The sequence below is a fragment of the Micromonospora sp. NPDC006766 genome, from assembly GCF_040636055.1.
In the GTDB taxonomy this organism is placed as follows: Bacteria; Actinomycetota; Actinomycetes; order Mycobacteriales; family Micromonosporaceae; genus Micromonospora.
The window spans coordinates 1-16,597 of sequence record NZ_JBEYIX010000036.1; the positions used below are offsets into that span (position 1 = coordinate 1).

Annotated in this window: 10 protein-coding genes; 6 read left to right on the forward strand and 4 right to left on the reverse strand. The window is 72.5% G+C overall.

Going from position 1 to position 16,597, the window contains the following annotated elements:
• Positions 1–67: 67 nt before the first annotated feature.
• On the reverse strand, positions 68–3,202 hold the full coding sequence (locus ABZ671_RS23685; protein WP_357861868.1) for a hypothetical protein: 3,135 nt from the start codon (positions 3,200–3,202) through the stop codon (positions 68–70).
• A gap of 173 nt (positions 3,203–3,375) precedes the next feature.
• On the opposite strand from ABZ671_RS23685, the gene ABZ671_RS23690 reads away from it, so the two are divergent.
• A complete protein-coding gene (locus ABZ671_RS23690) occupies positions 3,376–6,717 on the forward strand; it encodes a BTAD domain-containing putative transcriptional regulator (RefSeq protein WP_357861870.1) in 3,342 nt (1,113 codons plus the stop codon).
• Between the two features lie 43 nt (positions 6,718–6,760).
• Here the strand turns inward: ABZ671_RS23690 and ABZ671_RS23695 are convergent, their stop codons facing one another.
• Positions 6,761–7,447, reverse strand: coding sequence for a hemerythrin domain-containing protein (locus ABZ671_RS23695; protein WP_357861872.1), 687 nt, complete (start codon positions 7,445–7,447; stop codon positions 6,761–6,763).
• 302 nt (positions 7,448–7,749) lie between these two features.
• On the opposite strand from ABZ671_RS23695, the gene ABZ671_RS23700 reads away from it, so the two are divergent.
• Positions 7,750–8,574, forward strand: a complete 825-nt coding sequence (locus tag ABZ671_RS23700) for a serine protease (RefSeq protein WP_357861873.1) — start codon at positions 7,750–7,752, stop codon at positions 8,572–8,574.
• A 154-nt stretch (positions 8,575–8,728) separates the two neighbouring features.
• Here ABZ671_RS23700 and ABZ671_RS23705 read toward each other — a convergent pair whose 3' ends face one another.
• The gene (locus ABZ671_RS23705; protein ID WP_357861875.1) at positions 8,729–9,496 is read right to left on the reverse strand and encodes a class I SAM-dependent methyltransferase; all 768 of its coding nucleotides are present in this window, start codon (positions 9,494–9,496) and stop codon (positions 8,729–8,731) included.
• 191 nt (positions 9,497–9,687) lie between these two features.
• On the opposite strand from ABZ671_RS23705, the gene ABZ671_RS23710 reads away from it, so the two are divergent.
• The 4 genes from ABZ671_RS23710 (at position 9,688) to ABZ671_RS23725 (ending at position 13,175) form a co-directional block, all read left to right on the forward strand.
• Positions 9,688–10,020, forward strand: coding sequence for a YciI family protein (locus tag ABZ671_RS23710; protein ID WP_357861877.1), 333 nt, complete (start codon positions 9,688–9,690; stop codon positions 10,018–10,020).
• Complete coding sequence (locus tag ABZ671_RS23715; protein WP_357861879.1) at positions 10,017–11,237, forward strand: DUF6596 domain-containing protein; 1,221 nt, start codon at positions 10,017–10,019, stop codon at positions 11,235–11,237. The genes ABZ671_RS23710 and ABZ671_RS23715 overlap by 4 nt, the downstream gene beginning before the upstream one ends.
• A gap of 126 nt (positions 11,238–11,363) precedes the next feature.
• On the forward strand, positions 11,364–11,582 hold the full coding sequence (locus ABZ671_RS23720; RefSeq protein ID WP_357861881.1) for a hypothetical protein: 219 nt from the start codon (positions 11,364–11,366) through the stop codon (positions 11,580–11,582).
• A 204-nt stretch (positions 11,583–11,786) separates the two neighbouring features.
• On the forward strand, positions 11,787–13,175 hold the full coding sequence (locus ABZ671_RS23725; protein ID WP_357861883.1) for a DEAD/DEAH box helicase: 1,389 nt from the start codon (positions 11,787–11,789) through the stop codon (positions 13,173–13,175).
• Positions 13,176–13,489: 314 nt separating this feature from the next.
• On the opposite strand, the gene ABZ671_RS23730 is transcribed toward ABZ671_RS23725, so the two are convergent.
• Entirely contained in the window at positions 13,490–16,468 is a 2,979-nt protein-coding gene (locus tag ABZ671_RS23730; RefSeq protein WP_357861885.1) for an MXAN_6230/SCO0854 family RING domain-containing protein, read from the reverse strand.
• Between the last annotated feature and the right edge of the window lie 129 nt (positions 16,469–16,597).

Below are 16,597 nucleotides of genomic sequence, written 5' to 3' on the forward strand. Positions count from 1 at the left end.
GTTCGAGTTCCCCGGCACCGACCCGGCGGTGCGCCAGCGGCTGGAGGCGGCCCCGACCCGGCCGCGGTCAGCTCGCGTGCACGGCGATGTTCGTCGCCCGTAGCAGCCCGACGACGCCCTTCACTGCCGCCAGGCCCTCCTGGTGGGCGCCGGCCTTGATCCGCCCCGACCAGTAGCCGTACCGGTCGGCGAGGATGCCGACGCCGGTCGACCCGGCCTGGATGACGCACGAGCCGAGCGGGTCGTCCGGCGCCTGCGCGGCCGGGGCCGCGGCGCAACCGACACCGAACCGTTCCTGTTGCACCAGCGGGCTCAGCCCGGAAACGTCACCCTGGCACGGGTCCCACTCCACCTGCTGCTTGCAGCTGGAATAGTTCGCCAACGCCCGCTGGTAGGCGTTGAACAGGTGCAGCGAGCCGGTGTTGTAGCTGTCCTGGCTGCGCGGCAGGCGGTAGTCCGCCGGCAACGACCGGACGCCGAAGAGCTGGCCGTGCAGCACGTCGTCCCGCTCCAGCGCCGACGACCAGCCCAGGTCCGAGAAGATCTGCAGCATCCGTACCGCGTCGGAGACCTTCTTGCCGGCGTCCCAGAGCTGCTGCGAGCTCGACCAGGTGCCCGCCGGCGGCCGGTCCACGCCGGTGCCGAGCGCCGCCGCCCGGTAGAAGTAGCGCTGCTTGCCGGTCAGCATGGCCTGGGCCTTGGTACGCGCCAGCGCCAGCGCGGCAGCGTTGTCCACCACGACGCCGTTGCTGTCCAGCGCCGCCCGGTACGTCGAGTTCCACTTGCTGTTGATGTAGTAGTCGGGTTCCCGGCAGTAGCCGCTCGGCGGGTTGGCTCGCTGGTCCCACAGGCAGATGTCGGTCAGGTGCGTCTTCCAGGTCACCGTCCGCACGTCCTGCCAGTCGCCGCCGAACCACTTCGCCTGCTGCCGGGCGACCAGCCGCAGGTCGCCGTTGGTCCGCTGCTGGCGCGGGCCGTCGTTCACCTCGACGTTGACGAACTCCGCGTCGAGGCAGGAGCGCAGCTGCGGCCGATAGGCCGGCGCCATCGCGTAGTTGGCCAGGTGGTAGACGTTCGGCAGCGCCGAGCGGTTGACCCGGTTCGGGGTGGTGAGGGTCGCGCTCGTCGGCCCCTCGCAGAGCGTGATGTTGGGTTTGTCCGCGATCCGGCCGGCGGCCGGGATGTCCTGGTCGACGCTCCCCCACATGTTGTAGTCGCGTTCGCCCTCCGCCCAGCGCACCGCCCGGCCGACCTCGTCGAGGGCGAACTTCCACTGGCCCATCGCCGCCTGGTAGTCGGCGATCAACCGCTGGAACAGGGCGTTGGTGGCACCGTTCGCGGCCGGCGCGCTGAACTGCCGCACCCGACGGTTGACCGCGTCGCCCGCGGCGATCGTGCTCTCCGTCTCGGTCGCGGCGACCTGGGCGGCGTACTGCGGGTTCTGCAGTTGCAGGATCAGGTTCGCCCGAGCGCCGAGCAGCCACGCCGACGGGTTGGCCACCCCGGAGGCCGGCTGGTCGCCGGGGGCGGGGGTGAGCGCGATGCCCCGGGCGCCGGCCCACTGGGCGAGGTAGTCGATCGACCCGGCCGGCAGGTAGAGGCCGACCGTGCCCACCGGATCGGAGAGCGACGTGCCGGTCGGGACGACGTACGGCGCCTGCCGGGCGCTGTCGGCCGCGAAGGTACGCGTCGGCGAGTCGGCCTGGTCGAAGTAGGTGGCAAACGAGTCGATCTTCGTGCCGGTGCGCGCCTCCCGGTGCACGTACCGGTCGACGCTGGCCTTCAGCGGCTGCTGGGCGATCTGCTCGAAGGCCGCCTGGCTGGCCAGCGCGAGGGTGTCCACCCGCTGATCGAGCACGAGCAACTGGCCGGCGATCACGGTGAGCTGGGCGCGTACCTCGGCGAGGTCCCGGGCCAGCGCGTCCAGTTGGGCGGTCAACGCGTCGAACATCGCGCCCAGCATCTTCTCGATCCGGTCGAACCGCCTGTCCATTCCCACGGCCAGCCGGTTGACCTGCACGCGCAGGGCCGCGATCTCAGCGCTGGTGGTCTCGTCAGCGCCGCCGCCGGAGGTGAACAGCGGAAGCAGGATCATCGCCGCGCCCACCAGGCCGCCGACCAGGGTGAAGGTCGACATGGCCAGTGCCGCCGTGGTGATGCCGGCCGCCGAGATCGCCGTGGTGTACGTGGTGATCGCCGAGATGACCCCGACCACGGCCTTCGCGATTGTCTCGATCTGCTTGCCGAACTGCTTGTCCACCATCCCGGCGAGCTTGCCGAGGACGGTGACGGCCTGGCCGAGCTTCTCGTTGAGCGTGCGGTCGGCCTCCGCCTTCGCCTTGGCCGCCGCCTCGTCCGCGCTGGTCGGCTTGTTCGGCCCGTCGATCGGGAACCGGTCGGACTGAGCGACCACGTCGGTCACCGCGGTCGCGGTCCGCTCGCGTAGCGCGGCGAGCGCCACGTCGAGCTGCGACTGGATCTCCGCCCGATAGGCGTCCCGGTCGTAGCGCTTCGCGGTGATCGCCGACAGGTTGAGGTTCCCGCTCAGGTCGGGCAGCTGCGCGAGTTCGTCCGCCGGGGTGTCGAGGCGTATGCCGAGCCGGGTGCCGACCGCCGTGTTCCACACCTCGACGAGGGCCGGATCGGTGGCGGCCCGGGCGTGCAGCGTGCCCCACACCTCGGTGAGCGCGCCCCGGGACACCATCTCCCACAGGTACTCCTGGGTGCCGCTGCGGACCTGTTCGATCGGCGGCACGATGCCGGCCAACTCCTCGCCGGTGGTGCTGCGGAGCAACCCCTTGACCGCCGGGCCGCCGACGACTGCTTCGCCGCTGCCGGCGAGCTTCTCCATCGCCGCGCCCAGCAGGTGCAGCTTCCGGGGTGACTCGTCGGATGCCGGGACGGCCTGCCCGACGAGGGCGGTGACGGTGTTCAGGTGGGCGTTGAGCGCCGCGCTGTCGGCCGCCGGGTGCGCGCCGCGCCAGTCGCTCAGCTCGGCGGCGAGCACGGCGTCCAGCAGGCCGCGGGTGCCGCCGTCACGAACTTGGACGACCGCCGCGAACAGGGTGTGGTGCACGGCCTGCTCGTCGTACGGGACGGGGTCGGCGGCGACCGCCGGCCCGGCCAACGCGACGACCAGGCTCGCGCCGGTCACGGCCGCGAGCCACCGGCGTGGGTGGCTCAGGCCCTTCGTGGGTCTCATGGATGTCCTTCCTTCGGCGTCCCTCGGATACGGGACGAGGTGCGGTTTCCATGAGGCCGCGGTGGAGTTGGCGGGCCCTTAACGTCGTCTTGGCGGGCTGGTGGTGGGGGTGGGAGTCGCCGGCTGTCGGATAACGGATCTCCAAGACGGCCTTGGCTCACTACGGTTGCGGCGTGACGACGATCGGTGTGCTCGGCCCCGTGTGGGCAACGCGGAACGGCACCCCGATCGAGCTCGGGGCGCCGCGACAGCGCGCGGTGCTGGCCCGGCTCGTCGCCGCCGGCGGTCATGTGGTGTCGGTCGACCGGCTCATCGAGGACCTCTGGTCGGGAGACCCGCCGCCGCGGGCCCAGGCCGCGCTGCAGGTGTACGTGTCGAACCTGCGCCGGGCGTTGGAGCCGGATCGCCCTCCCCGCCGTCCCGCCCGGATCCTCGTCACCGCGGCCCCGGGGTACGCCCTGCGGCTACCGACGCCGGAGGTGGATGCCTGGCGGTTCGAAGCGGCGCTGCGGACGGCGACGCGAGCCGTCGAGACGCAGCCGCAGGCGGCGGTGGCCGGTCTGGACGAGGCCCTCGCCGGTTGGGGCGGGGTCACGCCGTACGCCGAGTTCGTCGGAGAGTTGTGGGCGGACCGGGAGAGTGAACGGCTAAGCCGGCTACGGCTGACCGCCGTCGAACAGCGCGCCAAGCTGCTGCTCGACCTGGGCCGCGCCGATGAGGTGATCCTCGACCTCGATCCGCACGTCCGGGACAATCCGCTGCGGGAGCAGGCCGCGATGCTGCTCGCGGTAGCGCTGTACCGCCTCGGACGGCAGGCCGACGCCCTCGACGTGCTGCGCTCGGTGCGCGCCGCGCTGATCGAACAGGTGGGCATCGACCCCGGCCCCGAGCTGCGGAGCCTGGAGACGGATCTGCTTCGACAGGACCCGCGCCTAGGGCCGCCCGTCTCCCGGGTCGCCCGGCCGGCGGCCGTGGTCGGGCAGGCCGAGCCGCCAGCTGCCGTACCCGATCGGCCGCCTGCGGCGCAGCCACCGCTGGGTCGCGCGGGCGAGCTGGCCCGGATGCGCGCGGCGGCCGACCGCGTCACCGGAGCCGGCCTCGGCATCTGCTGGGTCGGCGCCGAAGCGGGCGGCGGAAAGTCGACGCTGGCCCGCCACCTCGCCGGGTCCCTCACCGCCGACGGCTGGACCACCGCGACCGGCACCTGCCCGCAGGTGGAGGGCGCACCACCGGCCTGGGTGTGGCACGAGGTGGTCACCGCCGCCCGTGGACGGTTTCCGCTCGACGAGTCGGAGGCCCGCGGCCTGCGGCTGCTGCTGGACAGCGGCGCCGCCACGCCTGCCGGCACCCGCGGGCAGTACGACGAGTTCCACCTCCGCCAGGCGCTGGCCGCCTACCTGTCCCGGCTGGCCGGGCACGGCCCGCTGCTCGTCGTGATCGAGGACATCCACCGGGCTGATGGTGAGACCCTGCGCATCCTGCGTCACCTCGCGGCTGCCCTCGCTGAGGCGCCCGTCCTGGTGGTGGCGACATTCCGTCCCGACGAGGTGACCGACGACGTCGTGGTGGCCCGGGCCGCGCTCACCGGCGTGCCGGCGGTGGAACTGGACCTCGGCGGCCTCGACGACGCGGCCGTCACCGAGCTGCTGCGTCGCCACGGCGTCGACACCGCCGACACCGAGCTGCTGCGCACCGTCCGGGAACGCTCGGCGGGCAACCCACTGTTCACGATCGAGCTGGCCAAGCTGATCGCGGCCGAAGGTCCCGGGTCGGCGCTCGACGGCATCCCCGCCGCGCTGGGTCACGTGCTGACCCGGCGGCTGGCACGGCTGCCGGCCGCCACGCAGACGGTGCTGCGGCACGCCGCCGTCCTGGGGTCGGACGCCGAGGTCGACATCCTGATCGCCGTCGACGGCGGCCCCGAGGAGCCGGTCCTCGACGGCCTGGAGGCCGGGGTGACCGCGGGTCTGCTCGTCGAACCCGAGCCGGGGCGGATCCGCTTCGCGCACGCCCTGATGCGGGACGCGCTCTATCACAGTGTCCCACTGCTGCGCCGCACCCGGATGCACCACCGAATCCTCACCGTGCTGCGGGAGCAGCGCGTCGACGACGTGGCGGCGCTGGGGCGGCACGCACTCGCCGCCCTCACCCCGGCCACCGCGCAGGACGCGGTCGGCCACCTGGCCGCCGCCGCCCGCCGGGCCGATGATCTCGGCGCGCCTCGGGAAGCTGCCGCGCACTGGGCCGGCGCGCTGCGCGCGGCCGACCTCGCCCCCGCCGTCCCGGCCCGGACCCGTCTCGACCTGCTCTGCCACCTGGCCACCGCGAGCGCACTCGCCGGTGACGTGCTGGCCGCCCGCGCCGCGCGCGCCGAAGCGGTGCGGCTGGCCGCCGGGATCAGCGACCCGCAGGCGGTCCACTCCGCGCTGACCTGCTTCGACGCCCCGGTGACCTGGACCATCCGGCCGGACCGCGCCGTCGACGAGCCACTGGTCCGGCTGCTGGAGCAGGAGCTGTCCCGGGTGGGCGACGACGGGCCGGCGCTGCGGTCCCGGCTGCTGAGCACTCTCGCGTTCGAGATCGAGGGCGCCGATCTGCAGCGCGCCGACGAGGTCACCCGGGAATCCCTCGCGCTGGCCCGCCGACAGGACGATCCGGCGGTGCTCTGCCGCGCGCTCAACGCCCGTTACTTCGTCACCGTCGCTCCCGCGTACCGAGCCGAGCTGCCCGACGTCGGGCGGGAGCTGCTGGCGGTCGCCGAGACGGCGGGGCTGACCGCGTACCAGTGCGAGGCCCACCACATCCTCTACCAGGCCGCGCTCGCCGAGGCCGACTTCGATCGGGCACGCCACCACGTCGACCGGGCGATCGAGGAGGCCACCACGGGTCAGCTCGGCCTGATCCTCGCGGTCATGGGGTGGTTCACCGGCCTGCGGGCGCTCTTCGCCGGCGATCTGGACGAGGCGTCGCGCCGGTACGCGGAGGTCAGCGATCGGATGAGCCGCGTCGGCGGTCCCAACGCGGCGGCGATGGGGCTGATGGGCCGGTTCACCGTGCTGAGCACGGTGGGGCGCGGGCACGAGGTGATCGAGGAGATCCGGCAGGTGCACGCCCGGGTGCCGGACGACACGCACGACGTGCTGGCCCACGCGCTGCTTTCCGCCGGTGACCGTGATGCGGCCCGGGCGCTCTGGCGGCCCCAGACCCCCATCCGCCCCGACTACCTGTGGCTGTACTGGATGACGCTGCGCGGGCAGGTCGCGGCACGGCTCGGCGACCGTTCGGCCGCGCGGCGCTGCTACCGCGAGCTGCTGCCGTGGGCCGGGCGTTTCGCCGGGCTGGAGTGCGGATCGATCTCGCTCGGCCCGGTGGACCAGACCCTCGCCGAGCTCGCCGCCGCGCTGGGCGACCCGGCCGTCGCCGCGCACCGCGACGCCGGGCTCCGGCTGGCCCGCAGGGTCGGCGCCGTGCCGTGGAGCGACGAGTCGGCGTACGTGCCGGCGGCGGTGCGCTGAGCCGGGTCGCCGCCGCTCGGATGGCGTCCTGTACCGAAGACCCTCACCCGCCGAAGACCGTCGCCTCCCGGCGTCGGAACCCCGGTCGCAGCGCCACGAGCATCAGCCGCAGCACTGGTCCGGCGACCTTCCTCAGCTCGTCCAGCTCCTCCGGGCGGGCGTACCGCTCGATCCTGGGCAGTTCGAAGCGCAGCGCGCCGCCCTTGCGGACCGCCCGCTCCACGGTGTTCCAGTCGGCCACGCTGACGTACCGCCGGATCACCGGGAAGATCAGCCGTTCCTCCTCCTCGATGTGTTCGTCCAGGACATCGCGCAGCTGAGTCAGGGCCGCGGCGAGCTGCCCTGCGACGGTGTGCACCCGGCCCGCTCCTGAAGAGCCCGAGGCGAACGCGGCGACCAGACCGTCCGCCGTTACCCGCACCTCGTCCAGGACCGGATCGAGCGCGGCGTGGTCGTCGCTGAGTTCCCGCAGGTCGATCTCCGCGCCCGCCGAACGTTCCAGCACCGGCCAGAGAACCTCGTCCTCCATCTTGTGGTGGTGATGGATGCCGTCACAGAGCAGCCGCAGGTAGGTCCGCAACGCCGTCGCCCGGCGGCGGTCGTACGCGATCTGGCCGGCGGCCACGCGGCTGAGCAGCTCGGCCAGCCGCCGGGTGTCGGCCCGCATCGTGCGGTGGTTGATCCGAAAGCCGATGAGGTTCGGCTCGGGCTGGGGGGTCGTGGTGGCCATGGTCTCCTCCGGCCGGCTCGTTCTCGTGTCTCTCGACTCTCGGGCACCGCGCCTGGCGCACACTTGACGCCGACTTGGCGGGCTCATCAGCGTGCCCCAGCTTGACCGCCCGACTAATCGCTTGGTATCAATCTTTCGATTGTTGGCACGCTGGGATCAGCGTCGACCCGTTCAGTGGCGACGACTGCCCGTCTCCTGATGCCACCGTCGTATCCAGCACCACCACTCCGACCGCCGGGACGGGGCCCGCCCGCACCGGCGTTGCACGACCTCGAGACACTCACCAACCCCCAGGAGATCTCATGCTCAGGCGTATCGCCAGCATCCTCGGCGCTACCGTCCTCGGCGCAGCCGTCATCAGCGGCCCCGCCACCCCCGCGGCTGCGGCGGTCACCCCCAGCCTCACCGCCACCATCGCCCTCAACAACTGCTCCGCCGCCCTGGTCCGCTACCCCACCTCGCTCGACACCGACCGGGCCATGATGCTGACCAACGGCCACTGCTACGAAGGCGGCATGCCCGCCAACGGCGTCGTCCTGCAGAACAAGACCAGCACGCGGTCCGGCACCCTGCTCAGCTCCAGCGGCAGCGCCCTCGGCACCGTCCGCGCCGACATGCTGCTCTACGCCACGATGACCGGTACCGACGTCTCGCTCTACCGCCTCACCACGACCTTCGCCAGCCTGAAGAGCACCTACGGCGTCACCGCGCTGACCATCGCCACCACCCACCCGGCCAACGGCAGCAGCATGTTCATCCCGTCCGGCTACTGGAAGCGGACCTGGAGCTGCAGCATCAACGGATTCGTGGCCACCCTGAAGGAAGACCAGTGGACCTGGCGCGACTCCATCCGCTACAACACCGGCTGCAACACCACCCATGGGACCTCCGGCTCGCCCATCGTGGAGGTGTCCACCGGCCAGGTCATCGGGATCAACAACACCGGCAACGACAACGGCGCGTTGTGCACCCTCAACAACCCGTGTGAGGTCGACGCCAACGGCACCAAGCACGCCTACAAGGGACAGAGCTACGGGCAGGAGGTCTACTGGTTCACCACCTGCCTCAACGCCAGCAACCAGATCACCCTGACCGTCAGCGGCTGCCTGCTCACCAAGCCCGCGTAACCGATCCGGCCACACCGGACCGGCGTCGTGGCCGCCGAGGACACCTCTCCCCGAGGCGCCTCGGCGGCCACCACATCGCAGCGGAAGCCCGGGAGCAGGCGTACGCCAACCGCAGGTGATCTCGGTTTCGCCGGGCGGCTGCGTCATCCACGCACTACAGCTCGCGGCGTCGACGCGCGAGATGGACGGTGATGTCGGCGGCAACCTCGACGGTCCCGGGCAGGACCCGCAGGATCCGACGGTATACCTGCTCTCGATCGGAGGCCGGCAATTCCAGATAGGCCGAGATGGTCGACAGAAGGCCGACGTAGTCGCGGGCGCTCACCATCAGGCGCCGCTCGATCACGGACTGCCGGACATCGGCGAACCACTCAGACCGTTGGAGCTCCGTACCCGGCCACTGCATCTCATGCCCGGGAGGCGTCCCGTCTGGAGACGGAACGTCATCGCTGGCCAAGAACGGTGCCCGAGCCACCCGCACAGCTTCCTCAACATCCGGGTCAGCCAGCTGGAGTGGCCCGCCGAACGAGGCGAACACCCCACCCGGCTCCACGAGCGCGGCCATGCGCGACCAGCGCCCGTGCGGGTCCGTCCAGTGCAACGCCGCGGCCGCATAGACCAGCCCGTAGCCCTCACCCGGTCGCAGGTCCTCGAACGCGGCTTGCACAGTCATGACGTCTGCTGGCACGTGCTTACGCAGCTCGTCGAGCATGGCCGCGTCAGGCTCGCTCGCGGTGACCGTGAACCCCCGTTGGGCGAACACGCGGGTCGCTTTGCCGGTCCCGGCGCCAATCTCGAGGGCCGTCCGAACCGGCTGACCCGCATAGGTCATCACCGTGTCGAGAAGCGCCACGGGATACCCCGGCCGAAACCGTTCGTACGCTTCCGCCACCGCTCCGAAGCTCAGCGCGCGACCAGACATGCCGGGCATTGTGTCACGATGCGCGCCGTCGATACTCGGCCTTCCGAGCGACCAGGCCGCCCGATCACGGGCAGCTGACGACGAAAATTCTCGAAGAGTCTCGGCGGAGCGTGTCGGATCGGGGCGGCGGCGCTCGTAGCAGAGGTGAAAGGCGGCCCGAGGGGGCGGCCATACAACAGGAGATGATCCCGATGGCGCAGTACCTGATGTCCGTGCTTTTCGATGCGGCCGACCTCGCCACTGAGGAGGAGATGGCCGCGATCGACGTCTTCAACGACAAGCTCAGGGCCGACGGCCACTGGGTCTTCGCCGGCGGCCTCGCGTCACCCAGCACGGCCACCGTCGTCGACGGCCGGGACGGGGAGCCGGTGTTCACCGACGGGCCCTACCTGGAGTCGAAGGAGTTCGTCGCCGGTTTCTGGATCATCGACGCTCCCCACCTCGACGTGGCGCTGCGGCTCGCCGCCCTGGGGTCGAAAAGCTGCAACCGGAGGGTCGAGCTTCGACCCATCCTCGGCGAATGACCGACGTCGCTGAGGTGATCACCCGGGTTCACCGCGCGGAGTGGGCCCGGGTGGTCGCGACCCTGGCCCGGCGCCTCGGTGACCTGGACATCGCCGAGGAGATGGCCGCCGAGGCGTTCGCGACCGCCGTCGAACGCTGGCCGGTCGACGGCGTCCCGCCGAGTCCCGGCGCGTGGCTGACCACCACCGCCTACCGCAAGGCCATCGACCGGATCCGGCGCGAGGCGAGGCGCGAGGAGAAACACCGGGAGGCGCTGATGCTGTTCGACACCCCCGAGCCGCTCGGCGCCATCGACGACGATCGGCTCCGCCTCGTCTTCACCTGCTGCCACCCCGCTCTGGCCATGGAGGCGCGGGTCGCGCTGACCCTGCGGATGGTCGGCGGGCTCACCGTGCCCGAGATCGCCCGTGCGTTCCTGGTCGAGGAGACCGCCATGGGCCGGCGGATCACCCGCGCGAAGGCGAAGATCAAGGCGGCGAGAATTCCCTATGGCGTGCCGTTTCGTGAGGACCTTCCGGCGCGGGTCACCGGAGTTCTCGCCGTCCTCTACCTGATCTTCAACGAGGGCTACCTGTCCTCGAACCCCCAGAAGGACGCGGTTCGCAGCGACCTGACCGCAGAGGCGATCCGGCTGACCCGGCTGGTCCGTGCCCTTCTGCCAGCGGACGGCGAGGCCGCCGGACTGCTGGCGCTGATGCTGCTGACAGAGGCCCGCCGGGCCGCGCGGGTGTCGGCCAACGGTGAACTCGTCACCCTCGGCGAGCAGGACCGCGGCGCCTGGGACCGCGAGCTGATCGCCGAGGGCCACGCCCTGGTCCGCGCGCGCCTCGCCGCAGGCCGTGCGCCCGGGCGCTACCAGATCCTCGCCGCGATCAACGCCGTGCACACCGACGCCCGTGACGTCCGTGACACCGACTGGTCGCAGATCGTCGCGCTCTACGACCAGTTGGCCCGCCTCGACCCCTCCCCGATCGTGCGGCTCAACCGGGCGATCGCGGTCGCCGAGCTCGACGGCCCGCAGGTCGCGCTGGCGGAGGTGGACGGCCTGCCGCTGGAGAGCTACCACGCCTACCACGCCACCCGCGCCGACCTGCTGCGCCGTCTCGGCCGGAGCGCGCAGTCACGGGCGGCGTACGACCGGGCCATCGAGTTGGCCGGTAACACCGCCGAGACGGCGTACCTCATTCGTCGCCGGGACCAACTGGCCGACCCGTGAACCGCGCCAGCCCGGTCACCGCCCCAGCCGTCACCACGCCGCAGATGCTCGGTCATCTGGTCGAGGTCGCAGCTTACCAAGATCGCCAAGGTTCCCCCCTCGGATCTGGTGCTATACGGTCGGAGGGTGAAAACTGAGCGCCACTGGTGGAACGGCAACCGCACCGCGCGCGGGCGTCGCGATGTGTACATCCGCACTGACGGCGAGTCATGGGAGGTCGAGGCCCGAGCCGGCGGCGACGCTGGCCGGTCGAAGATCCACGAGTGCCCGGGCCGACAGTCAGCGGAGATCCTGGCCCGGGCATGGATGGACGGCCAGAGCCGGTGGCAGGTCATCGTGCCCTGACCAGCCGGATCTCATAGTGCCCGACCGGCCGGATCCGATGCTCGGTCACCGCGTGTCAGCGGGCAGCAGGGTCCGGCAGCGGGTTCGAGTAGACTGACAGCACGGCCCGCCCAGCACGGCGGCCGGGTTCGATGTCCCACGCCACGCGCCGCGGCCGAAACGGTCAGCGCCGGGCGGGACGTCCCTTCGACGTTCGGAGCATCCATGGCGGCAAGCCGCCCGCGCCACACCACCTCGTCCGACTCCCTGACCTTCGCCGACCTCGGCGTGCCCGACGCGCTGAACCGCGTCCTGGCCGCAAGCGGGGTAGAGCGGCCGTTCCCCATTCAGGCCGCGACGCTGCCCGACGCGCTCGCCGGGCGGGACGTGCTCGGCCGGGGCCGCACTGGTTCGGGTAAAACCTATGCCTTCGTACTCGCGGTGCTGACCCGTCTGGCCGCCACCGCCACGCCTCGGCGAGCCGGGCGCCCCCGGGCGCTGATCCTCGTACCCACTCGTGAGCTGGCCACCCAGATCGACAGCGTGATGGCGCCACTGGCGCAGGCCCTGTCGCTGCGCGCGATGACCATCTTCGGTGGCGTCGCCGCCCGACCCCAGATCGCTGGGCTGCGCGCCGGAGTTGACGTCCTGGTGGCCTGCCCGGGCCGGCTCGCCGACCACATCGAGGCTGGCAACGCGCACTTGGACGCCGTCGAGATCACCGTGCTCGATGAGGCCGACCACATGGCCGACCTCGGGTTCCTGCCCACCGTACGGCGGCTGCTGGACCAGACCCCGCGCGGCGGGCAGCGTCTGCTGTTCTCCGCCACCCTGGACGCCGGCGTCGACGTCCTGGTACGGCGGTTCCTCACCGATCCGGTCGTGCACAGCGTCGACTCGACGCTGTCGCCGGTCGCCGCGATGGCGCACCACGTCCTGCACGTCCACGCCGAGGACCGGTTCGCCGTGCTGGTCGAGCTGACCGCCGCGCCGGGCCGCACCGTGGTGTTCACGCGTACCAAGCGGGGCGCGAAAACCCTCACTCGCCGGCTGGTCGCGGCAGGTGTGACCGCCGTCGAGCTGCACGGCAATCTGGCCCAGGCTGCGCGCACCAGAAACCTGCGGGCGTTCTCCGACGGGGAGGCGCGCACGCTGGTCGCCACCGACATCGCCGCCCGGGGCATCCACGTTGACGACGTGGCTCTTGTCGTGCACGCCGACCCGCCGGTGGAACACAAGGCCTACCTGCACCGTTCGGGCCGTACCGCCCGGGCCGGCGCGGCCGGGACCGTCGTCACGCTGATGACCGACGGGCAGGTGCCCGAGGTGCGGGAACTCACCCGTAAGGCGGGTATCACGGCGACCACGACCCGGCTGCGCCCGGGTGACGCGCTGCTACGCGAGCTCGCCCCGGGGGAACGGATGCTGGTCCCCCAGCCCGCGCCGCAGCCCGCCGGCCCGCGGCACGAGGCGCAGCCCGCTCACGGCGGCCGGGGCCGACGCGGCGGCGGCAAGCCGACGCCGACCACCTCGACGCGGTCCGCACCGGCGCGATCCGGTGCGGCGGCCTTCTCCTCCCGGGCCCGACCGGGCGCTCGCCGCGCTGGGCGCTGACCCCTACCCCATGGAGCCGAGCACCGAGACCTCGGCGACTTCCGCGTCTTCGGCGGTGCCCGGGCCGCGTACCCGGTAGCTGGTCAGCACCTTCAGCCCTCGGGTAGGTGCCCCGGGCCGGGATCACCGACGAGGGCACGCGCCGCAACCGGCGGCGCGGGCTCAGCCGATCAGCGGGCGGCTGACGACGCTGTCGGTGCGGCATGTACCCGGCGGGTGGGGTGCTGGTGCTCGGCGCCGAAGACGTTCGCCACCTGGCCCAACCAGACGCGCCGGAACGCCGAGCGGGCGGCCCATGGCCGTGTACTTACACCTCACCCGGCACCCAACCAGGCCAGCAGGTCGTCGGCGCGCAGCACTGTCCACGGGTCACCGGACGTGCCGGTCACCGGCACCACCGTCGAACCCGGCGCGATCGGACCGGGTGACGGAACCAGCCGATCGAGGGCCTCGGGGTCGATGGCGCCGGCCAGGACCAGACGGCCGGTCAGGTCGGGTAGTTCCCGGATCTCTCCGGTGTTCGCCGACGCCGCGACGCGGATGGCGGCCACGTCGGCGGGCACTTCGGTGTAGGTGCGGTCCGCGTGGCCGACCAGGATCCGGTCGGCGCGTCCGGCCGCGTGCCAGGCCAGCAGGTCGAGGACCGTGGCGCGGTGGCCGCCGAGGAAGTGCTCCCACTGGTCGGCGGCTGCCCGGGCGAGCTGGTCACCGTGCCGGCCGACGCTGTGGCCGTAGCTGCGGCCGGTGAGGGTCAGGTCGGTCCAGAGCAGCCGCCGGGCGTGCAGGTCCACGACCATCGGTAGCAGCATCCGGGCGTTGCCGTGCAGGTCGAACCGCTGCGCCACCCGTGCCCCGTCGAATCGCTCCCCTCGTCTGAGGGGCAGCATGATGCCGGCGATCGCCTCGGTGAGGGCCTCGAACGGCACGGCGTTGAAGCTGAGGACGATCGGCGCGGCGTAGTGGACGCCGCACTCGACGAGACGGGCCAGGTGCAGGTCGAGGAACTCGGTGGCCCCGAGCGGGGCCGGGGCGGAGGTGAGGTCACCGGAGTGGATCGCGCCGTCGTCGGCGAAACGCAGCTGGGTGAAGTCGCAGTGCCCGACCCGCTGCCAATCCTGGTCGAAGAACACGCAGGACAGGTCAAGGTCGACCCGTGTGGCGTTCGGTTCCTCCCAGTGCAGGAAAAGCCGCAGCACCTCGGCGTCGGGCAGGGCCCGCACGCTGCCCCGTGGCCACCCGGCGAGTTGCGCCGAGGCGGCCCGCTCCCGCATCGGCGCGGGCACCTCGGCCAGGGCTGCGTCGAGCACGGCCACGTCGAACCGGCCGAGCCGGGCAGCGCGGACGGTCAGCTCCGTATCGACCAGCTCGCGTACCGTGGTGATCGCGGCCGCTGGCACCGGCGGGCGCCGTTCCGGCTCGGTCCAGGTGGTCACGACACTGCCGCGGGGATAGAAGACCCGCCGGGGCATCCCGGGGCCGGGCCGGCCACCGACGATCCCCGGCTCCTCGACGACACTGTCTACTACGGGTGGTTCATCGGGTACGGTCACCTCGCCCGCCGGGCGGAGCACCTCCCGCAGGGAGGCCGAGCTGTCGCCACGCAGGCGCCGCGCGGCGGCACGGAGAGCGTCGCCCAGCCCGCCGGCGAGCGCCGAGATGGCGGGGGTGTGCTTGGACTTGCGGGCCTGTGCCGCCGCCCGCGCTCGTGCGGTCGCCGCCAGCTGGGCGGCCGTCGCCCGTACCGTGTCGGCGCGACCGGCCAGCTGGGCCGCCGCCGCGGCGAGCACGCCGGGCGCCACCCGGGCCGCAGTCCGGCGCGCGGCCGTCTCGATCGCCGCGTGTGCCGCCAGGTCATCGCCGGCCGCTCGTAGCAGGTGGTCGAGCCGGCGCCACAGCTCGCCCGGCCGTTCGGTGAGCAGGCGGGCGGCCCCGGCCACGTCGTCGCCGGTCAGGGCCTCCTCCACCAGGGACGCGTGTGTCCGTAGGCGGACCGTGACCGTGCCGTCGGAGTGTTCGGTGAGCATGAGGTGTCGAGGCTCGCGGGCACAGGCCGCCGTCATGGCCGCGCCGAGGGCACTGGCACGGGCCGTGCGGGTGCCGCGCAGCGCGGCAAAGGCGACGGCCGCCGCCGGGTGCGCGGTGACCTTCTCGTACGGGTGCAGCCGCTCGCCGAGGCGCTTCCAGACGGTCGGGTGCCGCTGCAGATCCTCCGCCGCGATCGCGGCGCCGCACGCGTCCAGGTGCGCGAGCACCGCGCGCCGCAGCGGCCGGGGCAGGGCCCGCACGCGGGTGACCGGCACGGTCACGGCAGGTTCGTCGATCGGACGCCAGGTCGCGCCTGGAGCTGCGGACTCGTCGTCCCGCCGCGGCAGGACCAGCCCCGGATCCCCACCGGAGTACGCCCACAGGGTCCGCGCCGCGTCGGTCGCCGTCGACCACCGCTGCCGGGCGGTGCCGACCAGGTCACGGTAGCCGGGGGTGAGCGCCGCGGCGTGCAACGCCCCGGCGATGACCAGTGCGAGGGTCTCCCGCGCGGGCACCACCTCGGGCAGCCAGTCGAGCCGGCCCGGCGCGGTGGCCTCAACGAGCACCTTGAGGTCGGCCCGGTCGGCCTCGTTCAGCGCGGCGGGCCGGGCGACAAGCTGGTCCCTGACCCGGACCGCAGCGCCGACCGGGTCCGCCTCAAGCCCGGCAAGCCGCATCGGCAGCGGCGGCGCATCACGAACGGGCCGCTCGTCGGCGTCTTCGATCGGCGCGCCGGCTCGCGCCGGCGGGCGGCGTATCGGAGACGGGGGCTCGACGATGGTGAGGTACGTGTTGTCCGCCGCCAGGCGGCGGCCGCAGACGGGGCATCCGGTGACCTGCTCCGGCGGAAAACAGGCCGAGCAGACGGGGTGACCGCACGGGTCGAGCGGAGCACCACCGTCCTCGCGGCCACACAGCACGCAGGGCGCCCCGGGCACGGCGAACAGATGGGTGAGCAGCCGCCGCACGTAGACCGCCTCGACATCGCGCGGGGTGTCGGGAAACGAACGGTAGAGCGGAAGCATGGGACGGTCCGCGCCAACCAGCTCGTCAATGGTCGCCAGCAGCCAGTCGGCCCACCGGACCCGCACCGCCACCGGCAGCCGGGCCGCCGCCCTTCTCAGGTCGTCCCGCAGCAGCCAGCCACGATCGGCCAGATCGGCCTCGATCGCGGCCACCCATGCGGCGCCGTCCGAAGGCGCGGCGCCCACGCCCATCACCGCGACCCGGCCGGTACGACGCAAAAGCACCACGGCCAGCGGATCCATGCTCGCGACCTCCTGTGCGAAGCGGTGGGCGGAGAGTCGCGACGCTAGTTGTCAAGGAAGTGAGAAGGAAGCACCGCGGGGAGCCGCCCACCGCGGGGAAGATCTTACGTGCCGCCCCGCAGCCATCAC

Coding starts and splice junctions, on each gene's coding strand:
- ABZ671_RS23685 (WP_357861868.1), bottom strand. CDS start 3,202: ATGAGACCCACGAAGGGCCTGAGCCACCCACGCCGGTGGCTCGCGGCC.
- ABZ671_RS23695 (WP_357861872.1), bottom strand. CDS start 7,447: ATGGCCACCACGACCCCCCAGCCCGAGCCGAACCTCATCGGCTTTCGG.
- ABZ671_RS23700 (WP_357861873.1), top strand. CDS start 7,750: ATGCTCAGGCGTATCGCCAGCATCCTCGGCGCTACCGTCCTCGGCGCA.
- ABZ671_RS23705 (WP_357861875.1), bottom strand. CDS start 9,496: ATGTCTGGTCGCGCGCTGAGCTTCGGAGCGGTGGCGGAAGCGTACGAA.
- ABZ671_RS23710 (WP_357861877.1), top strand. CDS start 9,688: ATGGCGCAGTACCTGATGTCCGTGCTTTTCGATGCGGCCGACCTCGCC.
- ABZ671_RS23715 (WP_357861879.1), top strand. CDS start 10,017: ATGACCGACGTCGCTGAGGTGATCACCCGGGTTCACCGCGCGGAGTGG.
- ABZ671_RS23725 (WP_357861883.1), top strand. CDS start 11,787: ATGGCGGCAAGCCGCCCGCGCCACACCACCTCGTCCGACTCCCTGACC.
- ABZ671_RS23730 (WP_357861885.1), bottom strand. CDS start 16,468: ATGGATCCGCTGGCCGTGGTGCTTTTGCGTCGTACCGGCCGGGTCGCG.